The organism is Sedimenticola thiotaurini (assembly GCF_001007875.1).
GTDB classification, from domain to species: Bacteria; Pseudomonadota; Gammaproteobacteria; order Chromatiales; family Chromatiaceae; genus Sedimenticola; species Sedimenticola thiotaurini.
In genome coordinates this window covers 669,599-689,359 of sequence record NZ_CP011412.1, presented here as the reverse complement: position 1 = coordinate 689,359, position 19,761 = coordinate 669,599, and the positions used below count along the sequence as shown (strand labels likewise).

General features: G+C 58.3%; 17 protein-coding genes. 2 read left to right on the top strand and 15 right to left on the bottom strand.

What is annotated here, in order from left to right:
* The 3 genes from AAY24_RS03005 to AAY24_RS02995 form a co-directional block, all read right to left on the bottom strand.
* On the bottom strand, positions 1 to 660 hold the full coding sequence (locus AAY24_RS03005) for a TRAP transporter small permease subunit (protein WP_082117004.1): 660 nt from the start codon (positions 658 to 660) through the stop codon (positions 1 to 3).
* A gap of 102 nt (positions 661 to 762) precedes the next feature.
* Positions 763 to 1,929, bottom strand: coding sequence for a TRAP transporter substrate-binding protein (locus AAY24_RS03000; protein ID WP_046858425.1), 1,167 nt, complete (start codon positions 1,927 to 1,929; stop codon positions 763 to 765).
* A 162-nt stretch (positions 1,930 to 2,091) separates the two neighbouring features.
* Positions 2,092 to 3,057 (bottom strand): 2-hydroxyacid dehydrogenase, encoded by a 966-nt coding sequence (locus tag AAY24_RS02995; RefSeq protein WP_046858424.1) that lies wholly within the window; start codon positions 3,055 to 3,057, stop codon positions 2,092 to 2,094.
* Positions 3,058 to 3,357: 300 nt separating this feature from the next.
* Between AAY24_RS02995 and AAY24_RS02990 the strand changes: the two genes are divergently transcribed.
* Positions 3,358 to 4,239, top strand: coding sequence for an NAD(P)-dependent oxidoreductase (locus AAY24_RS02990; protein ID WP_046858423.1), 882 nt, complete (start codon positions 3,358 to 3,360; stop codon positions 4,237 to 4,239).
* 26 nt (positions 4,240 to 4,265) lie between these two features.
* Here the strand turns inward: AAY24_RS02990 and ppsR are convergent, their stop codons facing one another.
* On the bottom strand, positions 4,266 to 5,081 hold the full coding sequence (ppsR, locus tag AAY24_RS02985) for a posphoenolpyruvate synthetase regulatory kinase/phosphorylase PpsR (RefSeq protein ID WP_046858422.1): 816 nt from the start codon (positions 5,079 to 5,081) through the stop codon (positions 4,266 to 4,268).
* Positions 5,082 to 5,096: 15 nt separating this feature from the next.
* Positions 5,097 to 6,137, bottom strand: a complete 1,041-nt coding sequence (locus AAY24_RS02980) for a type I glyceraldehyde-3-phosphate dehydrogenase (RefSeq protein ID WP_046858421.1) — start codon at positions 6,135 to 6,137, stop codon at positions 5,097 to 5,099.
* Between the two features lie 133 nt (positions 6,138 to 6,270).
* On the opposite strand from AAY24_RS02980, the gene AAY24_RS02975 reads away from it, so the two are divergent.
* Positions 6,271 to 7,026, top strand: coding sequence for a class I SAM-dependent methyltransferase (locus AAY24_RS02975; protein ID WP_046858420.1), 756 nt, complete (start codon positions 6,271 to 6,273; stop codon positions 7,024 to 7,026).
* A 42-nt stretch (positions 7,027 to 7,068) separates the two neighbouring features.
* On the opposite strand, the gene rhlE is transcribed toward AAY24_RS02975, so the two are convergent.
* The 10 genes from rhlE to AAY24_RS02925 form a co-directional block, all read right to left on the bottom strand.
* Positions 7,069 to 8,520 (bottom strand): ATP-dependent RNA helicase RhlE, encoded by a 1,452-nt coding sequence (gene rhlE, locus AAY24_RS02970; protein WP_046858419.1) that lies wholly within the window; start codon positions 8,518 to 8,520, stop codon positions 7,069 to 7,071.
* 207 nt (positions 8,521 to 8,727) lie between these two features.
* Entirely contained in the window at positions 8,728 to 9,582 is an 855-nt protein-coding gene (locus AAY24_RS02965) for a ferredoxin reductase domain-containing protein (RefSeq protein ID WP_046858418.1), read from the bottom strand.
* Between the two features lie 42 nt (positions 9,583 to 9,624).
* Positions 9,625 to 9,804, bottom strand: a complete 180-nt coding sequence (locus AAY24_RS02960; protein ID WP_046858417.1) for a hypothetical protein — start codon at positions 9,802 to 9,804, stop codon at positions 9,625 to 9,627.
* The gene (locus AAY24_RS02955; protein ID WP_046858416.1) at positions 9,797 to 10,387 is read right to left on the bottom strand and encodes an electron transport complex protein RnfA; all 591 of its coding nucleotides are present in this window, start codon (positions 10,385 to 10,387) and stop codon (positions 9,797 to 9,799) included. The genes AAY24_RS02960 and AAY24_RS02955 overlap by 8 nt, the downstream gene beginning before the upstream one ends.
* Entirely contained in the window at positions 10,377 to 11,036 is a 660-nt protein-coding gene (rsxE, locus tag AAY24_RS02950) for an electron transport complex subunit RsxE (protein ID WP_046858415.1), read from the bottom strand. The genes AAY24_RS02955 and rsxE overlap by 11 nt, the downstream gene beginning before the upstream one ends.
* A gap of 10 nt (positions 11,037 to 11,046) precedes the next feature.
* Positions 11,047 to 11,736, bottom strand: a complete 690-nt coding sequence (locus AAY24_RS02945; protein WP_046858414.1) for an RnfABCDGE type electron transport complex subunit G — start codon at positions 11,734 to 11,736, stop codon at positions 11,047 to 11,049.
* Entirely contained in the window at positions 11,733 to 12,791 is a 1,059-nt protein-coding gene (locus AAY24_RS02940; RefSeq protein ID WP_046858413.1) for an RnfABCDGE type electron transport complex subunit D, read from the bottom strand. The genes AAY24_RS02945 and AAY24_RS02940 overlap by 4 nt, the downstream gene beginning before the upstream one ends.
* 68 nt (positions 12,792 to 12,859) lie before the next feature.
* Positions 12,860 to 14,215 (bottom strand): electron transport complex subunit RsxC, encoded by a 1,356-nt coding sequence (gene rsxC, locus AAY24_RS02935; protein ID WP_046858412.1) that lies wholly within the window; start codon positions 14,213 to 14,215, stop codon positions 12,860 to 12,862.
* A gap of 88 nt (positions 14,216 to 14,303) precedes the next feature.
* Positions 14,304 to 14,804 carry a thiol peroxidase gene (gene tpx / locus AAY24_RS02930; RefSeq protein ID WP_046858411.1) on the bottom strand — a complete coding sequence of 167 codons (501 nt, stop codon included), beginning with the start codon at positions 14,802 to 14,804 and terminating at the stop codon, positions 14,304 to 14,306.
* A 26-nt stretch (positions 14,805 to 14,830) separates the two neighbouring features.
* Positions 14,831 to 19,759 carry a 2-oxoacid:acceptor oxidoreductase family protein gene (locus AAY24_RS02925; RefSeq protein ID WP_046858410.1) on the bottom strand — a complete coding sequence of 1,643 codons (4,929 nt, stop codon included), beginning with the start codon at positions 19,757 to 19,759 and terminating at the stop codon, positions 14,831 to 14,833.
* Positions 19,760 to 19,761: the final 2 nt, after the last annotated feature.

Sequence of the window (19,761 nt, the reverse complement as noted above, 5' to 3'; positions counted from 1 at the left end):
TCAACGAGGCTCCTGTTCTTTAAGTTCATCTTCTTTGAGTTCTTCTTTCAGTCCACGGGCGTCTTCGCGTGCCGTATCGGAGGCAAAATGTCCCGCCTCGTTTTCCATCTCCCGGGCCAGTTGGATTTCGGTCTCTTCGATATCTTCAGCGGCAACCAGCCATTCACCGGTACGTATACAGATGATGCAGCGGAACACCTGGGCGATCCCCTGGATGAACATAAGAACGCCCGCCACCACGATCACCGATTTGAACTGAAATATCGGAATACCCGCCGGACTGTTCACACTCACTTCCAGATAACGCCAGGAGCGTTCCGCGTACTTCCAGCCGGAAATGATCAGTGCCAGCACACCGGGAAAGAAAAACAGGAAATAGAGCACCAGTTCGACACGGGCCTGGGTGCGGGGCTTCCACAGACGGTAGATGAAATCACCCCGTACATGGCCTCCCCGGGACAGCGTGTAGGCGCCGCCCATCATGAACAGGGTGCCATAGGTGATGTAGGAGAGATCAAACGCCCAACTGGTCGGTGAGTTGAAGCCGTAACGCACCAACACCTCGTAGCCGACACCGAACGCCATCACCAGGATCAACCAGGCGAATGCCTTGCCAAACCAGGCCGACAGCCGGTCCGCGAAATGGATATAACCAAGCATTCCTTCTCCCGTTTTCTAGCCTGTAGAGTACCTGCCCTATTGGACGCTCGCCCTGCAACGCAAACGCTACGTTTGCGCCACAGGGTGATCCGCTGTTGTCGGTCAGAGCTTCAGTTTGCCCGGGAAGTAGTGGCTGTAGGCCAGGTTGTAGTCCGGGGAGTTCATCAGTTCGTAGAACACCACCCGTTCAACCCAGGCCCGCTGGCTGTCCAGTACTTTCTTCATGTAGGGGTCTTTCTCAAGGTCGGGAATGATCTGATCCCAGGCCTTCAGTTCGGCATCGAGAATCTCCTTCGAGGTGCGGTGTACCGTGACGCCATGTTTTTCCTGCAGTGTCTGCAGGTCCTGGGAGTAGTTGTCCAGCGCGATGGCGGTATTGGCGGTACTGGCTGACTCCACGCCATACTCCAGGATCGCCTTCAGATCGTCGTCCAGGTCATCAAAGAAATCCTTGTTGAACAGGAACTCGAAACTCTCACTGGCCTGGTGATAGGACGACAGGTAGTAGTTCTTGGCCACATCCTGGGAGCCAAAGCGCATGTCCGACGAGGGATTATTGAATTCGAAGGCATCGATAACACCCCGCTCCATGGCCGGCACAATCTCGCCGCCTGGCAACTGGGCCACGCTCATACCCATTTTCTGCATCAGGTCGGCCGCCAGGCCCACGGTGCGGTACTTGAAGCCCTGCAGATCCGCAGCCGTGTTGACCGTGCCTTTGAACCAGCCAAATGGCTGCGCCGGCATGGGGAAACCGAGCAGGCCATAGACATTCAGCCCCATGATGTCCTGGGTCAGTTCGCGGTACAGCTCCCGGCCACCACCGGCGTTGAACCAGGCCAGCATGGTGGTGGCGCTACCACCAAATACCGGGCCGGTACCAAACAGCGATGCCGCCTTGTGCTTACCGTACCAGTAGACCGGCACCGTGTGCGCCGCATCGAGAATACCGTCGTTAACCGCGTCCATCACCTGGAACGCCTTGACCACCGCACCGGCCGGCAACAGATCGATTTTCAGACGACCGCCGGCCATGCGTTCGACGCGCTCCGTGTACTGGCGGGCGAAATCCATCCAGATATCGGATGATGGCCAGGATGTCTGCATCTTGACCACCAGGGGGGCCCCGACGGATATCATCGGGAAACCGGCTGCTGCTGTACCTACTGCGGCAGCGAGACCACCTTTCAGGAACTTGCGTCGACTGGGTGAAGTGTTGTTATCTGCCGAGCCGGTCACCACGTCATCTTTCGGTGTTGCGTGTTTCATGTAGATCTCCTCCTCGAATGGGTATTACGTTTTGGTCTTTTTTTCTTACCGTATTAAAACGTACTCACAATCCCTTGCTTTCCACATCTATCCAACTCCCTACAGCAGTATAGGCAATCGACTCCTCTCTATCCGACCATGACTAATAAACGCCCCTGCGTCCTAAACCAACCGGTCAGGTGGTTCACGACCCGAAGTGATTGCATCCAGATTATCCAGCGCCCTGAACCCCATGGCGTCCCGGGTCTCCCGGGTGGCGCTGCCCACGTGGGGAAGTAAAAAAGTGTTGTCCAGTTGCCGGTAACGGGGATCAATGTCCGGCTCGTTGTTGAACACATCCAGTCCGGCGGAAAACAGCTTGCCGGAGCGCAATGCATCAATCAGGGCATCGTCATCCACGATGGCACCCCGCGCGGTATTCACCAGTATGGCTCCATCCGGCAGCAGGCCGATCCGTTCCGCATTTATCAGCTGATCGGTTTCCGGAGTGGCCGGACAGTGCAGCGAGAGAAAATCACATTGCGGTAACAGCTGCTCCACACTGGGGTGGTAGATCGCACCGGCCTCCAGCTCAGGCGGGAGCCGGTGGCGGTTGTGGTAGTGAATCTCCATATCGAAACCCCGGGCACGTCTGGCCAGGATACGCCCTACCCGTCCCATACCCAGAATTCCCAGCCGTTTACCGGTCAGCTGAATGCCCAGTCCGCCGGTGGCACTCCACTCTGCCCAGGTTGCGGTACGGATCTGCTGTTCACCCTGGTGCGCCCGCCGGGCGGCGGCGAGCAGTAACAGCATGGCGATCTCCGCCGTTGCGTCATTGAGTACATCCGGGGTGTTGGTAACGACCATACCGCGCGCTTTGGCTGCATCCAGATCGATATGATCAAAGCCGACGGAAAAACTGCAGATCGCCCGAACGCTTTCCGGCAGGCGCTGAATCACCGCCGCGGTCAGCTTCTCCGTGTGACAGGGAATGATGGCATCCGCACCGGCAGCGCGCTCAATCAGTTCGTCGCTGCTATAGACCCGATCCTCCTGGTTGAAACGGGCATCGTAGTCACGCGCCAGACGCAGTTCCACCGCGTCCGGAAGTTTTCGTGTCACCAATACAACGGGTTTTCTGCTCATAAGCTATTGTTATTACGGTTTTAATACCGCTTGTTATCCGCATCGATGTGGGCCAGAACTGACCTGGAACTTCCCCACAGGTCTGCGTCACCCTATTTGTGGCCACTACTGCTGCCGTACCGAGCCGTTTTCATATCAGTGTAGGCGAAGATTCTGAAATTTCGAGAAACAATTTTCCAAATCACAAAAACCCCCCTATCTCCGGGGGCCGATTGTGCTCCCCGACAGTCACCGATTATCCGTTGCTAGTGGCGACATAACTGACTACTCTGAAACAGAACAGGGACCAGAGATCAAACCATGAAGAGACTCGAAAACTACACCCTCGGTTTTATCGGGCTGGGCCTGATGGGCCGTCCCATGTGCCTGAATCTGCATCAGGCCGGCGCCCGACTGATTGTGCATAATCGCAGCCCGGAAGCGGCGAAACAGCTGGAAAGAGCAGGAATTCTGTCAGTCGCAACACCCGCAGAGGTGGCACGCTCCGCCGATATCATACTGTTAATGGTTGCTGACACGCCGGCGGTTGAGCAGGTGCTGTTCGGACCATCGGGTCTGGTTGAGGGGTTACGGGAGAACGGGCTGATTATCGACATGGGCACGACAGCGGTCGGTCCTACCCGGGAGTTTGCCAAGCGGCTGAAACAGCACGGTGTGGATTATGTGGATGCCCCCGTCTCAGGTGGCGAAATCGGCGCCATCAATGGCACCCTGACCATCATGGCCGGGGGTGAGGAACAGGCCATACAACGGGCCCTGCCCCTGTTCGATGTGCTGGGTTCCAGGTTCACCCATGTGGGCGATATTGGCGCCGGTCAGATCGCCAAGGCCGCCAATCAGGTGATCGTGGGGCTGAATATCGGTGCAGTTGCAGAAGCGCTGACCCTGGCCCGGCAAGCCGGTGCCGATCCGGCCAAGGTGCGGGAGGCGTTGATGGGGGGCTTTGCCAGCTCCAGGATACTGGAGGTTCACGGCCAGCGGATGATTGATGGGGATTTTGCCCCGGGCGGAAAAATCACTACCCAGCACAAGGATCTGCGCCAGGCACTTGAACTGGCGGCCGATTACCACCTGGAATTACCTGCCACCCGGCTCAATGCGGAACTCTACCAGACACTGATCGATCAGGGCCTTGGCGATCTCGATCACAGTGCGTTGATCAAGGTGTTGAAGGGGGAATAAACCCGGCAGCGGAGCACGCTCCTCCGTCAGCGTGAACGGATCGCCTTGGCGATGCGGGATGAGACCTCTTCAATGGAATGGGTGGTAGTATCAAGCACCCAGATATCGTGTTTTCTGAACATCTGCAGCGCCTGTTTCACTTCTGAGTTACAGCGCTTGAGGGAAGCGTACTCACTGCCTGGGCGGCGCTCTTCACGAATCCGGTTCAGCCGCGGCGGATCGATGGTCAGGGCCACCAGCTTCTCTTTATGTTTCAGCAGGCTGTCGGGGATTTTGTTCTGTTCGAAGTCATCCGGGGTCAATGGATAGTTGGCGGCCTTGATACCAAAATGCATGGCCAGGTAGAGACAGGTGGGTGTCTTGCCGGAGCGGGATACGCCGATGAGAATCACATCGGCCTGGTCAAATTTATCCAGCCGGGCACCATCATCATTCACCATGGCGAAATTGATGATATCCATCCGGTTCTCGTAGCTCTCGCCATTCAGCATGCCGTGACTGAGACCGGTCTTGCCGGAGGGATTAACTCCCAGTTCCCGGCTGAGGGGCGCGATAAAAGTATCAAACAGTTCGATATAGAGGCAGTTGGATCGCTTCAGCACCACCCGGGTTTCGTACTCCACCATGGTGGCGAAAACAATGGGGCGGGCGCCATCCCGCTTCGCCACCAGATCGAACTGCTTGGCCAGTTTCTTGGCTTTCTCCACCGTATTGATAAACGGCATGTAGATGGCCTTGAACTCGATGGTCTGTTCGAACTGGGAGATCAGACTGTGTCCCAGCGTTTCTGCCGTGATTCCGGTGCTTTCCGAAACATAATATACCGTGCGTTTTCGGGTCATCTGCTTTCCGTTCTATTAATTGTTCAGCCGGGGAGACGGCACCTGCCCGGGTGCCATGGCCAGCGTGGTATCCAGCATGCGGTTGGCGAAACCCCACTCGTTATCAAACCAGGTGACCACCTTGGCGAAGTGGTGATTACAGACCTGGGTCTGGTTACTGTCCACTATGGAGGAGCGGGAATCATGATTGAAGTCGCACGACACCAGCAACTCTTCGATATATCCGAACAGGCGCCCATCCTGTTTTTCACTCAGGGTCCTGAACAGCTGATTCAGTTCATTGCGGGTAGCCGGTCGTTCCAGTTCCACGGACAGATCCATCATGGAGACGTTGATCGTGGGTACCCGGATCGCCTGGGCATGCACCCGGTTCTGGAGTTCCGGCAGAATCCGCACCACTCCCCTGGCCAGGCCGGTTTCCACCGGGATGATCGACTGCAAGGCGGAGCGGGTCTTACGCAGATCGGAGTCGTAGGCATCGATTACCGGCTGGTCATGCATGGCCGAATGGATCGTGGTAATCAACGCACACTCAATGCCGAAACTTCCCTGCAGCGCATGCAATACCGGAATAATGGCGTTGGTGGTACAGGAGGCGTTGGAGACGATGGTGTCGGTCGGCTGCAACTGCTGTTCATTGACACCGTAAACAATGGTGGCATCCACATCCGGTTCAGCGGGATGGGAAAACAGCACTTTGGTAGCGCCGGCCCGGATATGCTGCTCCGCATCCTGCCGGGACTTGAACACGCCGCTGCACTCAAGCACCAGATCCACCTCCAGGGCGCGCCAAGGCAATAGCTCGGGATCGGGTTCGGAGAGCAGGGCTATTTTATCGCCATCAATCAGCAGATGGCGTTCATCCCGCGCCACGCTGCCGGGAAAGCGTCCATGGGTGGTATCGTACTTGGTCAGGTGGGTCACCACGTCCAGGTCGGCCAGCTCATTGATGGCCACAATCTCTATCTGTCTGCGGTAATAGGGTGACTCGTACAGGGCCCGCAGGATACAACGGCCGATGCGTCCATATCCGTTGATGGCGACTTTTAGTTTCATTTACCCGGATGCTCGATATTGGGACTGGCCGTTCAGTGTGGACCACTGGCAATGGAACAAGAAGGCGGCATTTTCCCATATTCGGCGGCCATTTCCCAGCCGAATAACCCAGACCTTTTAACTGGTAACCAGCATGACAAAACAGTTCAAGGACCACTTTTCGAAAGACTCGGCCGGTTATGCCCGATTCCGGCCCGGCTACCCGTCCGGACTATTCGGTTACCTGGCATCCCTGTGCAGAGATCACCAGACCGCCTGGGATTGCGCCACGGGCAACAGCCAGGCTGCCCGTCGACTGGTTGACCACTATGGCCGGGTCATCGCGACCGACGCCAGCAGCAGCCAGATTGCCGCCGCACCGCCACAGGAGAACATAGACTACCGGGTGGCGGCTGCGGAGCAGAGCGGCATAGCGGATGCCGGCGTGGACCTGGTGACCGTGGCGCAGGCACTGCACTGGTTTGACCTGGCGGCGTTTTATACTGAAGTCAGACGGGTGCTGAAACCCGGCGGAGTGATAGCCGTCTGGAGTTACAATCTGTTGAAAATAGCGCCGGAAATCGACCCCATCATCAACAGGCTCTATCACGACACACTGGAGGCGTATTGGCCGAAAGAGCGGCAACGGGTGGAGAGAGGCTATGGCGCTATCCCCTTCCCTTTCACTCCGGTCTCCCCCATACCCGGGTTTGCCATGGCGGCCGATTGGGATCTGTCCGATCTGTCGGGTTATCTGGGAACCTGGTCTGCGGTACAACGGATGATTCAGACAACGGGGGTTGATCCGGTTGAACAGCTAGCGCAGCCATTGGGCGCAGCCTGGGGAGATCCCCAAATGCGTCGCCCCGTGACCTGGCCGCTGAGTATCAGGATCGGTTACAACCCCTGACATCCCCTCACCCTGGCCACGGGGCGACCCGTGGAGAGACAGCTAACCGCCGAGCAGTGTCGCCCGCTGGCGACGCCGTTGTGGTGCCCGCCGGTTGCCGTTTGCTTCTGACGGTGCGGACTGCTGCTGACCCTTGGCCGCCGGTCGTTGCGGACGACTGTTTTGCGATCTGGGGGCTTCATTGCCGGACTTGGCGGCTGCCGGTGCGGACCGTTTCCGCCGCGCGCCCGGCTGCTCCGGCGCAGTGGCCGTCTTCTGTCCCGTGTTCCGCCGACGCGGTGCCTGTTGCTGTGCCCGGCCCCGACCACGGTCACCACCACCATTACGTCCGTTCTTGATCGGTTCCGGTTTGATACTCGGGTCCGGCTCATAGCCCGGCAGAATCTCGCTGGGCAGTTCACGCTTCAACAGCCGTTCGATATCCCGCAGCAGCCTGTTCTCATCCACACAGACCAGGGAGATCGCCTCTCCCTCACGGCCGGCACGGCCGGTCCGTCCGATCCGATGCACATAGTCTTCCGGCACGTTGGGCAGTTCAAAATTGACCACGTGGGGCAGTTGGTCGATATCCAGTCCGCGGGCCGCAATATCGGTGGCCACCAGCACCCGGATATCCCCCTGTTTGAAACCGGCCAGGGCCCGGGTACGGGCACCCTGGCTCTTGTTGCCGTGGATCGCCGCGGCGCTCAGGCCATCCTTCTCCAACTGCTGGGCGAGCCGGTTGGCACCGTGCTTGGTACGGGTAAACACCAGCACCTGGCGCCAGTTACGTGAGCCGACCAGGAACGAGAGCAACTCCCGCTTGCGTTCCCGATCCACCCGGTAGACTCGCTGTTCGACCGTTTCCGCCGCTGTATTTCTCCGTGCCACTTCGATCAGTACGGGGGCGTTCAGCAGTTTATCCGCCAGGGTCTTGATCTCCTGGGAATAGGTGGCCGAGAACAGCAGGTTCTGGCGAGCGGAGGGCAGCAGCGCCAGCACCTTGCGGATATCGTGGATAAAGCCCATATCCAGCATGCGATCCGCCTCGTCCAGTACCAGGAACTCCACATGGGAGAGATCCACTGTCTTCTGCTGGGCGTGATCCAGCAGGCGACCCGGGGTTGCCACCAGGATATCCACGCCGTGGCGCAGTTTCTCGATCTGTGGATTGATCTTCACACCACCGAACACAACGGTGGATCGCAACGGCAGATGCTTGCCATAGGTCTCTATGCTTTCGGCCACCTGGGCGGCCAGCTCCCGGGTAGGCGTCAATACCAGGGCGCGGATGGGACGATGGCCCTTGCCCTGGGCCTGCTGACTGAGCAGTTGCAACAACGGCAGGGTAAACCCGGCGGTTTTGCCAGTGCCGGTCTGTGCGCCGGCAAGAATGTCTTTTCCTTCCAGAACGACAGGGATGGCTTGACGCTGTACAGGCGTCGGTTCCGTGTAACCCTGTTCGGAGACAGCACGGAGTATTTCGGCGGAAAGGCCGAGTGAATCAAACGACATATGAATAATTGCTCCTGAATGCCTACCCTTGGTGGGCCCAGCCTAGGCAAAACGATAATAGATGCTAAATCGAGGTGTTCCTGAAGGTTTTACCGCGACGGGTACGCAGACCGGAGTGCGTGCAGACCGCCATTCTAGTCTTTTCAGGCAGAAACACAAGCACGCGGGGAATTTAACGGACCATACTGTGGGTCGGTGGCAGCGGAATCAGCTGTACAGCAACTGGGACCAGCGTCCCTGGGAGACCAGTTGGCCCTTAAGAGCGGCCCACTCCTGATCGGAACCCATCGCTTCCGCCAATACCCTGTCCATCGCCTGCTCTACTTTGCTCAACCCGGCCACGCACACATAGGTCTGGGGCTGGCTGATCAGCGACAACGCCTCCTCCACATGGGAGTCGAGTGACTGTTGCAGTGCCTCGGTAGCGCTCATCAAAGGTCGATTGGCCAGTGCGTTGTAGGCCATGAAGGTCTCTTCCTGAAAATACTCTTTCAGATCACTGTTGTGATCATTCATGTAGAGCATATCCATACCGGTACGGGCGCCATAAAACAGCCGTACCTGGCCGCTCCAGCCACCCTGTTCTCCATAGAGATGCTGAATAAAGGCCCGAAACGGCGCGATACCGGTGCCCACGCCGATCATCACCAGATTACTTTGGTTGTTGGTCGGGATGATAAAGGGGCTTTTGTAGGGACCGGTAACCGAGATGCTCTTCCCGACCGGGGCATCGCAGAGATAGTTGGAGGCGATGCCGGGATAGCGTTCGCCATTCAGCGGGTCGATATAGAAGCAGCGCCGAACCAGGATGGAAAACTCCACTCCTGCTTCATCGGAGTGACTGCGATCATTGGCGATGGAGTAACGCCGCATGTGGTACTTGTTGCCGAAGGCGTGCGGACCCGGTACCACCACCCCGATCGACTGGCCTTCCCGGTAGCGGAACGAAGGCTCATCCACCCGCAGGACAATGTGCCGAACCTCGTCGGTCTTTTCCGGGGTGATACGCCGGTTCTCAACCACTTCCGCCACCGCCGTTGCACCCAGTTCGGTCACACCCATAATCTCCCCCGCGTCACCGGGCCTGGCAGGCCCGGCACTCTGCTACTTGTTGCGGCAACTGGAGCCGCCGCTGCAGGAGCAGTTCCCCCCGCAGCCCCGTTTCTCCTGGTAGGGACCGAACTCCGGATGCCGACGGGCAAATTCCCGGGCCAGGTTCTGCACCATGACCCAGCCTACCAGCACCCCCATGATGACGCCACTGGCCAACAACACCTTAAGCATGGGAACCTCCCAGCCCGGCGAATCCCATAAACGCCAGGGACAGCAGGCCCGCCAGCATCAGGCCCATGGCCGCCCCCTGGCTGGCGGTCGGCAACTTGGCCAGCTCCAGTTTCTCACGCAAACCGGCCATCAGCATCAGGGCGATGGTAAAGCCGACTCCGGCGCCGGTGCTGAACGCCAGGGATTGGAAGAAGTCGTAATCCCGGAAGGTCTGGAACAGGGCCAGTCCCAGAATGGCGCAGTTGGTGGTGATCAGCGGCAGAAAAATACCCAGGGCACGGAACAGTTCGGGGCTGAACTTTTTGACCGTCATCTCCACTAGCTGCACAGCCGATGCGATAACCGCGATGTAGCAGATCAGGCGCAGGAACTCGATATCGAACTTCACCAGCACCCAGTTGATGCCGTAGGCAGAGATGGAGCTGACCAGCATCACAAACATGGTGGCCAGACCCATGTTCCAGGCGGTCTCTTTCTTGGCCGATACGCCGAGAAATGGACAGAGCCCGAGAAACAGCGCCAGCACGAAGTTGTTGATCAGGGCCGCGTTGAGAAAGATAAAAGTGAGTGAATTAGGATCCATTGGCAACGGCCCCCTCGGTATTCAGCAGTTTCTGTTCCTTGCGGTGTTTCAGATAGTCAAACAACAACAGCCAGCCACCCAGCACAAAGAAGCCGCCCGGGGGCAGGATCATCACTACCCAGGGTTCAAAGTTGCTGCTGAAAATCTGTACACCCAGGATAGTGCCGGCCCCCAGCAGTTCGCGCACGGTACCGAGGCAGAGCAGTGCAATTGTAAAACCGGTCCCCATGCCCAGGGCGTTGACAATCGAGGCCCCCACTTTCTGCTTGGAGGCATAGGCCTCGGCCCGGCCCAGGATCACGCAGTTGGCAACAATCAGCTGGATAAAGGCGCCCAGCGCATTGTAGAGATCCAGGCTGATCGCCTGGATCACGTAGTCCACGATGGTGACAAAGGTTGCAATAATGACAATGTAGGTGGCGATTCGCACCTGTTTCGGAATCACCTTGCGCAACAGGGATACCAGGGTGCTGGACGCCACCAGCACGAACAGAGTTGCCAATCCCATGGCAATGGCGTTCATGGTGGAGTTGGTTACCGCCAGTACCGGGCAGAGTCCCAGCAGCATGACAAATACCGGGTTCTCTTCCCAGATACCCCGCATGAAGGTGTCCAGCGTCACCTTCTCCTGTTTATTGGGTAACGACATCGCTTCTACCTCAATTCGCCTGACCGGCTCTTAATTCGTCCAGATGCTTGATGATCAATGGGAACATGCGTTGTCCGCTGTCATTGATCATGCGTCCGATCGCCTTGGAGGAGATGGTGGCACCGGAAATGGCATCGATCTCCCACTGCTCCCGTTTGGCGCCATGCTTGACTGTCACGATGGCATTCTCCAGGGCATTTTTCTGACTGTTCAATCGGGCATCCAGCGCCTCGAAGTTTTTCAGAAACTCCGGATCAAAGGCGATCTTGTCACCCAGCCCCGGCGTCTCCGCCATCTTCAGCACCTTAATCCCGGTGACGCACTGGCAGTCCTGGTTATAACCGTAAAGGATACGTATCACATCCTGATAACCGGTGGCGGCAGCTTCCAGCGCCACACCCTGCAGTTTGCCCTCGGCGTTGTAGGCTGCATAAATCGTCTCACCCACCGCACCCGGGGTATCCGGGGCAAACAGCCCATCGGGGCCGAGGATAAAATCCTTTTTGTTCACCACCCCCGGTACCACCCGGGATACCGCCTGTTCGATGGCGATACGCTTGTTATTCTCAATAATCGGCTGGGTGAACTGATACACCAGCACCACCAGCAGACCGGACAACATGGCGATACCGCCCAGGGTCCGCAACATGGCGAAGCTGGGGGTCTGGGGCTGAACCTGGCTCTGTTCCGCGCTGCTCATGATTCAGCCCCCTTTTTGGTTGCGCCATAGATACGCGGCTGGGTCACCGAGGCGATCAAGGGCGACAGCGCATTGGCCACCAGGATGGCGTACATCACCCCTTCGGTGAGTCCGCCAAACTGCCGGATAATCACCGTCAGCACTCCGATCACAATACCGTAGAGCCAGACTCCGCGAGGGGTCATGGGCGAAATTACCATATCGGTCGCCATAAACATGGCACCCAGCATCAGACCACCGGAGAGGATCACAAACAGCGGGGAGGGATAGATCTCCGGATTCATGAGGTGTAATGGCCCGGAGATCAATGCGGCCCCCAGGAATACAGCGGCCGGTATCCGCCAATCCATCATCTTGCGGAAGGCCAGGTAGAGCCCGCAGACAAAAATCAGCAGTGCCGAAGCCTCCCCGGCGGAACCGGACACGCTGCCGGTCAGCAGATCCATGGTACTGGTGGTAACGTGTTCGAACTTCTGCAGCGCCAGGGGCGTGGCACCGGTAAAGCCATCCACGGCATGGGATTTAACCCAGTCAGCGGTATCCACCGGCGACATGAACGGCAGCGCCAGGCTGGAGGGGATGAATTCCAGGAAACGACCCTCCGTAAAACCGGGTGTCCAGGTGGTGATAGCCACCGGAAACGCGGCCTGCACAAAGGCTCGTCCGACCAGGGCCGGGTTCATGACGTTGTAGCCCAGCCCGCCAAACAGCGCCTTACCCAGGCCTATGGCCATGAAACCGGCCACCGCCGCCATCCAGAGGGGAAAGCCGGGCGGCAGCGTCAGGGCCAGCAGCATGCCGGTGATGATGACACTGAAATCACCGACGCTGTTGGGTCGGCCGGAGAGGCGGCAAAACAGAGATTCGGTCAGTACACAGGAGAGGATCGTCACCAGAATCAGCACCAGCGCACTGAGTCCAAACTGATACACCGACCAACCACAGACCGGCAGCAACGCATACACCACGTTACGCATGATCTGTTCGACAGAGATGGCCTTCTTCAGATGGGGGGAAGTTCGGATCTCGACAACTTTTTTCTGTTTTCTACTCATACTCTACTCTGCAGGGGCGTCCGATCCCGTTTACTACTCACTGGCCGGGTTGACCAACTTCCCTTGCTTCAGGCTGCCGCCGCCCGAGCCTCCCGATTCACCGACTTGGCGATACGGAAATACTGGGTAAGCGGAATATTGGATGGACAGACATAGCTGCAACAACCGCACTCAAAACAGTCGTTGAGGTGATACTCGGATTCCATCGTCTCATAGTGACGCACGCTGGCCAGCTGGCCCAGCATGGACGGATTGAGATTGATCGGACAGGCATCCAGGCAGGCACCACACTTGATACAGGGGTGTACCGGTCGCTCCCGCTGATCCTCGGCGGCCTGTTCGAACACCACCACCCCGGAGACACCCTTGGTGATGGGGACACTAAGGGAAGCAACGGTCATCCCCATCATCGGCCCGCCGACGATCACTTCGTTGGCATCCGAACTGGACTTCACCTGATCCATCAGGAAACTCAGGGGCGTGCCGATCGGCACCAGGTAATTCCCCGGTTTACCAACCCCGGGACCCGATACAGTGACCACCCGCTCAATCAAGCCCTGACTGTGGGGAATCAATTCCCCCAACTGTGCCAGTGTGCCGACGTTATAAACCGCCACACCGATATCCACCGGCAGTCCGCCGGAGGGCACTTCCCGCTTCAGCAGACTGCTGATCAGCATCTTCTCCGCGCCCTGCGGGTACTTGGTTTCCACCGCCTCGCAGCTGATCACACCATCTTCCGGCAGTTTCTCCCGGATCGCCTGCACCGCATCCAGTTTGTTGTCTTCCACCCCGATGATGGCCCGTTTCGCCCCGGTGGCCCGCATGATGGTGCGGATACCGGCGATCAGCCGATCGGTCTGCTCCAGCATCACCCGGTGGTCGCAGGTCAGGTAGGGTTCACACTCGCAGCCGTTGATAATCAGGGTATCGATCACCTTCCCTTCCGGCGGCAGCAGTTTCACATGACTGGGAAAGGCCGCTCCGCCCAGGCCCACCATACCGCTGGCCTTGACCGCCTCGATCAACGCCTCCCGGGACAGAGTGGACAGATCCTGCTCCCGGCCATACAACACTTCCTGGGTCGATGCCTCGTAGGTGTCGATCACGATCGCCGGTGTCTTGGGACCCGCCGCCGTCGGCACCAGATGGTCCACCGAGCGCACGATACCGGTCACCGGGGCGTGCATGGGCACGGAGACAAATCCGCCCGCCTCGGCGATTGGTTCACCACGTACTACCTCCTGCCCCGGTTTCACCAACGCTAGCGCTGGTGCGCCAATATGCTGGGCAAGCGGCACATAGATCGTGGGAGCAAATGGCAGGCGCCTGATCGCCAGGTGTGCCGTCTGCTCCTTGTGCTCCATGGGGTGTACCCCATGTCTGAAGGTCGGGGTACGCCTGAATAGATTGAGTAGACCCATTCTCTCTCCACTACTCTCGACAACCTGACCGGTCACCCGGCTCTACGGCCGGGCGACCGGGCCCTGTTGTCTGCTAACTACTACAAACTTATTTCAACGCGGCCAGAGCTGCCTCGTAATCCGGCTCATCACCGATCTCCGGCACCAGTTGGGTATAGGTGACCGTACCGTTTTCGTCGATCACCACCACGGCGCGACAGGTGAGACCCCGCAGTGGGCCATCGGTAATCAGCACACCGTAGTCGGTGGCAAACTGCTGGTCATGCATCATCGACAGCGTGACCACGTTTTTCAGACCCTCCGTCTCACAGAAACGGCCCTGGGCGAACGGCAGATCGGCCGAAATCACCATCGCCACCGCGTCATCGCGGCTGGCGAATGACTCGTTGAACTTCTTGGTGGAAACGGCGCAGGTTGGCGTATCCAGGCTCGGCACGATATTCAACAGCCGTTTTTTGCCGGCAAAATCCGCCAGCCCCACATCCGCCAACTCCTTGTTGGCCAGGGAAAACTCCGGGGCCTTGCTACCAACTGCCGGCAGCTCTCCGCTGGTGGAAACCGGGTTTCCTTGTAAGGTTACAGTTGCCATGTTCACTCTCTCCTCTGATGGTTGTATTACTGGTACTTTGCCGCACGTTTGACCAGTTTATCGAGATCTTTCTCGTTGGGATTCCAGGGGGTGCCAGGATGCAGACAACCCGCTGTACACTTCTCTGCCGCCTTGACGATGTCCTTGTAAGGAGCGCCCTTGGGATCGACAACAATCGCCAGCTTCTGATCGTTGTACTTGAACACGTTGGGCGCTATATCGGTGCACTCATCACAGGCGGTACACTCCGGAGTTTCGATCCAGACCGGCTCGTAATCCGCCGGTGCAGCACCATTCCCCCCGGCTGCCGCAGCAGCTGTACCATTGCCGTTACCATTTGAAGCCGGCATATCGGTCAGAGCCGAGACATCGCCATTGTTGGCCAGGGCCAGCAGACTGGCGCTGAGCTTCTGCGCCATCTCCGCCTTGGCGCGGTTGGCGATTTCAATCTCGTCCACCGCTTCACCCACACCGGCCAGGGCACGCAGCTGATGCCAGAAATCGCGCCGCTCTTCACAGGAGAGCACGATCTCCTGGGAGACCAGCACCCGTATCAGGCGCTGCTTGTTGTTCACCGCCCAGATGTAGGGGTAGCGACCATCCCGGTCATCCTCATCCATCTCCAGGAACTCGTGCAGCGGCACCATGTCATCGTTCCAGGCATCCTGGGGCACGGAGCGGAAATGCTTGCGGAAACGTCCCTCACTGAAGGCGAAGTCGGCAAACGTGATCGGCAGCTCCAGCTTGGACTCCTTGCCGTGCTCATCCTGATAGGTGAGCTGGTAAGTGGGCCAGTCCGCATCCAGCGCCGGGTTGCCTTCCACACTGGAGCATTCAGCAAAGGTCACACCGGCATCCGGGTCATAGCGGAACAGCGGATAGGCGCGGGATTCCAGTGCCAGCTTGGCCTGGGCCTCCGACGCGTCGTCCGCCACACCGTGCTCCGGCTGGCAGGTGGTATAGATGTTGAACATGGCCGGACGACGGCTGTTCAGTCCATCAATGAAACCCTCCAGCAGATGGGTGATGTTGGCCTGGGAGCTCTGCAACACAAAACTGGTGCGGTGCGCCATGCCGATCACGCCCATCTCCTTACGGATCTCGGTCTTGCCCTTCCACGACTTACCGTAGGGTGCCATATCCGCCACCTGGCCGATAAAACCGGAGGTACAGGACTGGCCACCGGTGTTGGAATAGACCTGGGTATCCAGGATCAACACCTTGATCGGCGTGCCGGAAGCCAGCGCACGGGAGAGGTTCTGGAAACCGATATCGTACATGGCGCCGTCACCACCGATGGAGACCACCGGCGGGCAGAGCAGCCACTCTTCATCACTGAAGGACTTCCAGTCGAAGTAGGTGAAGAAGTTATCGTGCACCTCGGGATCATACTTGTCTTCCAGTTCCAGCTTGGCCTGGCGGATCGCCTTGAAGCCCTCGGCCATCTTGGCCATGTGGCCCTCGAAGATACCCATAGCTACGGACGGGCTGTCCTGGAACAGGTGACTGGTCCAGGGGAACGGATAGGGGTTGAACGGGAAAGTCGATCCCCACACCGAGGTACAACCGGTGGCGTTGATAATACCCATGGTGGCGCGTCCCTGATTGGTATTGCCATCAGTATAGAGCCATTTCAGATGACGCAGTTTCTCCAGCAGCTGGGTGACCCACTTCAGCCACTTGGGATCGACCGGCTCCGACGCCTGGCCATCGGCCAGGGTGGCAGAGAGATTGGTCAGGGTCAGGTCCGTATCCCGGTTCTCCTCAACCACTTCGTTGATCGCCGCCGTATTGGTGAGATCCATGCCGGCTGCCAATTTCAGACGAACATGGGTCTCCAGGCGATTGATCAGGTCATCCAGCTCGGCCAGGTGCGCCTTTACCCGGGGTTGCATCAGGGCAGTCGCCGTACTGGTGAACAGGTGGATGGCGGTCTTCTCACCACAACCGAGGCAGGCACCGTCGCCGGAAACCATGGACTGGTAGTTGGTCTTGTCCAGCAGCAGGGTCTCCAGTGCGCCGATCTTTTCATTCAGATCGTCGATACGGATAAAGTCAGGATTGGTGGTGGGCAGATCCATCCAGAACTTCCAGTCGTTCCGCAGTTTCTCGACTGCGGCCTCGGTCTGCAGTTCAACCACCAGCGCTCCATCGTCACAGACGTCTACGCACTCCATACAGCCTTTACAGGTGTAGGGGTTGACGGTGATGGAGAACAGGCCGCCAGAGCCTTTGTTCTTCTTCTCCCGGTTGCTGTAATAGGGTTTGGTGACCGAGAATTCGAAACCACCGATGGATTCCAGGAACAGGCCGAACTCCCGCTCCAGGCCGGCCTTTTTCTGCTCATCCAGCTCGGACTCGGCCAGCACTTCGAGTACCGCCTGATCCAGCAGCTTGGAGACCACTGCTGCCTCTCCCTGAGCATCAATCAGGGCACGCAGTTTCTTCTCCACATTGCGGGTTTCACGCCGCAGGTAGAGGGTCGGCGTACCTCTCTTCTCGATACGCTCGATGGCGGTATTAAAAATCTCACCGATGGTGTTGACCAGGCCCGGTATCGCGCTATCCGGACAGGCGGTGTAACAATCACCACAGGCAGTACAGTTCTCGGTAATGAACTTCGGGTAGTCGAAGCGGATCTGGGTCATGTCGCGATACACACCGGTGGCCGCCGGGATCAGGCTGGTGGCCATGTAGGGATCGGCCAGATTCTCCGAGCCCTTGCCGTTCAGGTAGAACGAACCGGTCTGTTCCCAGAAGCGATGGACATCGGAAAGATGACCGTCGCCCTCGGGCAGCTGCTGCAGCATAACCGGAATCTTGGCCGGTTTGCGGATATCCTGCTCGGTCAGACCCACCGGTTTGTTGGTGATCTCACGGATCTCATCGAATCCACGCCGTACCACCCGCAGGTTGTCAGCTACCACGCGCTCGCCCTTGCCGCCGAATTTCTCCCGCAGCTGGGTCTCGATAGCATCGAACAGTCCCTGCTCGGTCAGGTTGGCCCGCTGCAACAGGGGTGATGCGGCAAAGAAAGCACCCTGGAAGGCGTTACCCTGCATACGGAACTGCAGTTCCGGATTGGAAGCCTCCTCCTTGGCGATCTTGAATCCATCGACAAAGTAGACATGGATGTTGTGATCCACAATGTACTTCTGGTACATCACCGGGATCTGCGCCCACACCTCTTCTTCGGTCTCCAGGTTGCTCTGGATAATGAAGTAACCGCCCTCTTTCAATCCGTACAGCGGATTGGAGTGCTGGAACACGTTGGGATCGGGTGACAGCACCACATCCACATAGTGATATTCACAGTTCAGTCGGATGGGTACCGGCGCAGCAGACAGATAGTAGGTGGTGGGCTGGCCCTTCTTTTCGGAACCGTACTTGGGATTGGCCCGGATGTCGTAGCCCAGCAGATCATACAGGGTCATGGCCAGGTTCTTGCCGGTCGTGATGGCGCCCCAGCCACCGACCGAATGCATGCGCATGGTGATCGCTTCCTTGGGCAGCAAGTCGGGGTTTTCACTGCCCCGGATCGCCATTTCACTGATATGGGGATAGGCCTCCAGCAGCTCCTGCTGGCGGATCTCCGCTTTTGGATCGGCCGCTTCCCGCACGAAATCCACACCCAGATAGAAGAAACGACGTTTTTTGCCATTCGGCAGCATATTCTCGACGGCACCGATCAGCCCTTCCGGCTGCAGGTCCCGAGATCCCAGTCCGTAGGAACCGGAGTAGAGAGCCGGTGCCTCACCCGCCTTGTAAGAGGCGTATTTCGGATAGGGTGCATCACCGCTGGTAGCCCCGTTCTCAATACACTTGGTGAGCGATGAACGGATCTCGCGGATCAGCGGCAGATCTTCCGCCAGCGGCTGGTCGGTACGCTCCAGGACCACTACGCCTTTGCGCTTTTTCAACACTTTGCCGATCAGGTCACCGGGGAACGGACGGTACATGGTGACGTTCAGCACGCCCACTTTGAGTTTGCGGGTTTCACGCAGATAGTCGGCCACCGCCTGGGCCTGGATGATCATGGAGCCCTGCCCCACGATCACGTAGTCCGCATCGTCCATCCGGTATTCACTGACCCGGTTGTAGCGCCGGCCGGTCAGTTCGTAATACTCATCCATCACCTGGTCAGTCAGGCTGGAGATGTGGTCAAAGAAGTAAGGACGCTGGGCAGCCACCGCCTGCATATAGGCATCCTGGTTCTGTACGGCACCGGACAACATAGGATTGTCCACATCCCAGATCTCCGGCACACGACGACGCTTCTCGCCATAGATCATTTTCTGTGCCGGAGTCGGACAGGGAATGATGTCATCCGGCGACCCGCAGAACTCCTCGATCAGTTCCCGCTCCGGGACCATCAGGGGTTCAATCAGGTGGGTGGTGAGGAAGCCGTCCTGGGCCACTGCCGCGGGCGTCAGACTCAGTTCGGCAATCTTGCGGCCGATCAGGTTCAGGTCCGCGGCTTCCTGGGCATTGGCACCAAAAATCTGGAAAAAGCCGGTATCGTCGATACAGTGGTAGTCATCGTGACTACAGTGCACGTTGAGTGAAGCCTTGGTAATGGCCCGGGTGCCGATATTCAACACATAGGGCAGACGCTTGCCAACTGCGGCATAGAGCGACTCGTGCATGAAGGCGACGCCCTGCGCTGAGGAGAAGTTAGTGGCACGCATACCGGTCATTGCCATACCGGCTGTCACTGCGGCGGCGGCGTGTTCGGATTCAGGCTCTACGAATACCAGCGGCTTGCCGGAAACGTTGACATGACCCTTGGCCACCTCCTCCGCCCAGTACTCGCCCATCTGGGTGGAAGGGGTAATCGGGTAGGCACCGGCAGCGTCAGATGCTTCCCGCTCGCACATGATGACGGCAGTATTGCCATCCATTGCCATGCGGATTCCGGGATACTTAAACTGCTTTTGCTCTTTTTTTCCGAACATGG